The 4,152-nt window shown below is 53.4% G+C and carries 2 protein-coding genes and 1 pseudogene; all 3 read left to right on the top strand.

Annotated elements, in window-relative coordinates:
• Positions 1 to 366 precede the first annotated feature (366 nt).
• A complete protein-coding gene (gene ubiM / locus HMPREF1028_RS11110; protein ID WP_009312835.1) occupies positions 367 to 1,551 on the top strand; it encodes a 5-demethoxyubiquinol-8 5-hydroxylase UbiM in 1,185 nt (394 codons plus the stop codon).
• A gap of 64 nt (positions 1,552 to 1,615) precedes the next feature.
• A pseudogene (locus HMPREF1028_RS15610) lies at positions 1,616 to 1,681 on the top strand (transposase); the annotation flags it as partial.
• Between the two features lie 279 nt (positions 1,682 to 1,960).
• The coding region (glnE, locus tag HMPREF1028_RS11105) for a bifunctional [glutamate--ammonia ligase]-adenylyl-L-tyrosine phosphorylase/[glutamate--ammonia-ligase] adenylyltransferase (RefSeq protein WP_009312833.1) at positions 1,961 to 4,152 on the top strand (2,192 nt) is incomplete at its 3' end.

Raw genomic sequence — 4,152 nt, 5'->3', positions numbered from 1 at the left:
GTACTGTCTGCGGCTTCGTCGCCTTGTCCTGATTTAAATTTAATCCACTATACTACAAAATTTCAGACGACCTCTTCGCCCTCATGATAATCTTACCCTTCCCATACTCTGGCGTAAGAAAAAAGCAAACCCATATAGCCGCTACTTATTGTTTTTAAAATATGGCATGATACGCAACACATTGCCGCCATTGACTTACATTAAGCTCAGCGTAAAAAATCATTCACGATATAAATACTTGAATTACTCAATCGATACTTTTGCTATAATCAATTACTCAATGCAGATTACCCTTATCTCATTCAAACACAGTAAACTTAAGGTCGTCTGAAATTATCCGTCCCCCTTTAACAAAAAGGATGCCTCATGAGCTTACACAGCGATATTCTTGTCGTCGGCGCAGGACCTGCCGGGTTGAGTTTTGCCGCAGAACTGGCCGGCAGCGGTTTGAAAATCACCCTGATTGAAAAAAGCCCTTTAGAAATTTTACAAAACCCTCCTTATGACGGGCGTGAAATCGCATTGACCCACCTGTCCCGCGAAATTATGCAACGCTTGGGCATGTGGGATTTGATTCCGAAAGACGAAATTTACCCCTTGCGCGATGCAAAAGTCTTGAACGGGCAGTCCGATTACCAACTCCACTTCCCGCAACCGACCCAAGCGCGCGGCGAACCTGCCGACTGCTTAGGCTATCTGATTTCAAACCACAATATCCGCAAAGCCGCTTATGAAGTCGTATCCAAACTGGAAAACGTTACCATCCTGACCGGTACGGGCGTTAAAGAAGTCAAAACTTCCGAAGACGAAGCCCAAGTCATCTTGGAAAACGGCGAAGTTTTGAGCGGCCGCCTACTCTTGGCAGCAGACAGCCGCTTCTCCCAAACCCGCCGACAACTGGGCATTTCCTCCGATATGCACGATTACAGCCGCACCATGTTTGTCTGCCGCATGAAGCATACCCTGTCCAACCAGCATACCGCTTACGAATGCTTCCACTACGGCCGCACCATCGCCCTGCTGCCCTTGGAAGAACACCTGACCAACACAGTCATTACCGTCGATAGCGACAAGGCAGACACCATCAAAAAAATGTCTCCCGAAGAATTGGCTGCCAGCGTCAAAGAGCAGCTCAAAGGCCGTTTGGGCGACATGGAATTGGTCAGCACCATTCACAACTATCCCTTGGTCGGCATGATTGCCCAACGTTTCTATGGCAAACGCAGCGCCTTAATCGGCGACGCCGCCGTAGGCATGCACCCTGTTACCGCACACGGTTTCAACTTGGGCTTATCCAGCGCAGACCTCTTGGCAAAACTGATTCTCGAAGCGGAACAACGCGGTCAAGACATCGGCGCCGCCAGCCTGCTGGAAAAATACAGCACCAAGCATATGCTCCATGCCCAGCCGATTTACCACGGCACCAATATACTGCTCAAACTCTTTACCAATGAAACCGCGCCCGCCAAAATCTTGCGCGGCTTGGTATTGCGCGCCAGCAACAACTTCCCGCCGCTGAAAAAACTGATTACCAAACAACTGACCGGCTAATCCGTTTAAACACATCAAAAGGTCGTCTGAAATGCTTTTCAGACGACCTTTTGACTATCCAATCAAATATAGTGGATTAAATTTAAATCAGGACAAGGCGACGAAGCCGCAGACAGTACAGATAGTACGGAACCGATTCACTTGGTGCTTCAGCACCTTAGAGAATCGTTCTCTTTGAGCTAAGGCGAGGCAACGCCGTACTGGTTTAAAATTAATCCACTATAACAAACTTCCCATGCCGTAAAACACACACCCGCTCATACGCCTGAGTTCTGCTGTTTCAGACGACCTCCAAGATTGCTATGATATAGTGGCTTGACTTTAAACCGGTACGGCATTGCCTCGTCTTGTCCTGATTTAAAGTTAATCCACTATTCCATTCCCGTCATCCTTCCAAACGGAATCCGAAATGTCCGACAACCGCCTCGACACCGCCCGCCGCCATTCCCTGTTCCTTGCCCGCCAGCTCGACAACGGCAAACTCAAGCCCGAAATTTTCCTGCCCATGCTAGACAAAGTGTTAACCGAAGAAGACTTCCAAGCCTTTGCCGACTGGGACAAAATCCGCACGGAAGAAAACGAGGAAGAATTGGCGCGGCAGTTGCGCGAGTTGCGCCGTTATGTGGTGTCGCAGATTATCGTGCGCGATATAAACCGCATCAGCGATTTGAACGAAGTAACCCGCACGATTACGCTGTTTGCCGATTTTGCCGTCAATACCGCGCTGGATTTCGCCTACGCCTATTATCGGGATATGTACGGCACGCCGATCGGGCGTTATACGAAGTCGCCGCAACATTTGAGCGTGGTGGCGATGGGCAAGGCGGGCGGCTATGAGTTGAACGTGTCTTCCGACATCGATTTGATTTTCATCTATCCCGAATCGGGCGACACCGACGGCAGGCGCGAACGCGGCAATCAGGAGTTTTTCACCAAAGTCGGGCAGAAACTGATTGCGCTGCTGAACGACATTACCGCCGACGGGCAGGTGTTCCGCGTCGATATGCGACTGCGGCCGGACGGCGATTCGGGCGCGCTGGTATTGAGCGAAACCGCGCTGGAGCAATATTTGATTACGCAGGGGCGCGAATGGGAACGCTATGCGTGGTGCAAAGGCCGCGTAGTTACGCCGTATCCGAACGACATCAAATCGCTGGTGCGCCCCTTTGTGTTCCGCAAATATCTGGATTACAGCGCGTATGAAGCGATGCGCAACTTACACCGCCAAATCCGCAGTGAAGTCAGCAAAAAAGGCATGGCGGACAACATCAAACTCGGCGCGGGCGGCATCCGCGAAGTCGAATTTATCGCCCAGATTTTCCAGATGATACGCGGCGGACAAATGCGCGCGCTGCAACTAAAAGGCACGCAGGAAACGCTAAAGAAACTTGCCGAACTGGGCATCATGCCGTCTGAAAACGTCGAAACCCTGCTCGCCGCCTACCGCTTCCTGCGCGACGTCGAACACCGCCTGCAATACTGGGACGACCAGCAAACCCAAACCCTGCCCTCCTCGCCCGAACAGCAGCAACTGCTCGCCGAAAGCATGGGTTTCGACAGCTACACCGCCTTTTCAGACGACCTCAACGTTCATCGGAACAAGGTCAATCAGTTGTTCAACGAAATTTTGAGCGAACCCGAAGAGCAAACCCTAGCCAACAGCGAATGGCAATGGGCATGGCAGGATAAACCCGACGAAGAAGAGCGGCAAGATCGTCTGAAAGAACACGGGTTCGATGCCGAAACCATCGCTGCAAGGCTCGACCAAATCCGGCACGGCCATAAATACCGCCATCTCTCTGCACACGCCCAGCCGCGTTTTGACGCCATTGTGCCGCTGTTCGTACAGGCGGCGGCAGAGCAAACCAACCCGACCGATACGCTGATGCGGCTGTTTGACTTCCTCGAAAACATCAGCCGCCGCTCCGCCTATCTCGCCTTCCTCAACGAACATCCGCAAACCTTGGCGCAACTGGCAGAGATTATGAGCCAAAGCTCATGGGTGGCGGCGTATCTGAGCAAATATCCGATTCTGCTGGACGAACTCATCAGCGCGCAGCTCTTGGATACCGCGTTCGACTGGCAAGCCCTCGCCGCCGCCCTTTCAGACGACCTCAAAGCCTGCGGCGGCGACACCGAAGCGCAAATGGACACCCTGCGCCGCTTCCAACACGCCCAAGTCTTCCGCCTTGCCGTCCAAGACCTCGCCGGACTGTGGACGGTAGAATCCCTTTCCGACCAACTTTCAGCCCTCGCCGACACCATCCTCGCCGCCGCCCTGCCGTGCGCGTGGGCGGACATGCCCAAAAAACACCGCGACACCCCGCAATTCGCCGTCGTCGGCTATGGCAAACTCGGCGGCAAAGAACTCGGCTACGCCTCCGACCTCGACTTGGTCTATCTTTACGACGACCCCCATCCCGACGCAGGCGACGTGTACAGCCGCCTCGCCCGCCGCCTGACCAACTGGCTTTCCGCCGCCACCGGCGCAGGCAGTCTCTACGAAACCGACCTGCGCCTGCGCCCCAACGGCGACGCCGGCTTCCTCGCCCACAGCATCGCCGCCTTCGAAAAATACCAGCGCGAAAACGCATGGACATG

The sequence above is a fragment of the Neisseria sp. GT4A_CT1 genome, assembly GCF_000227275.1.
Classification (GTDB): domain Bacteria; phylum Pseudomonadota; class Gammaproteobacteria; order Burkholderiales; family Neisseriaceae; genus Neisseria.
The sequence above is the reverse complement of the archived record's forward strand: the minus strand, read 5'-3'. Positions and strand labels throughout refer to the sequence as shown.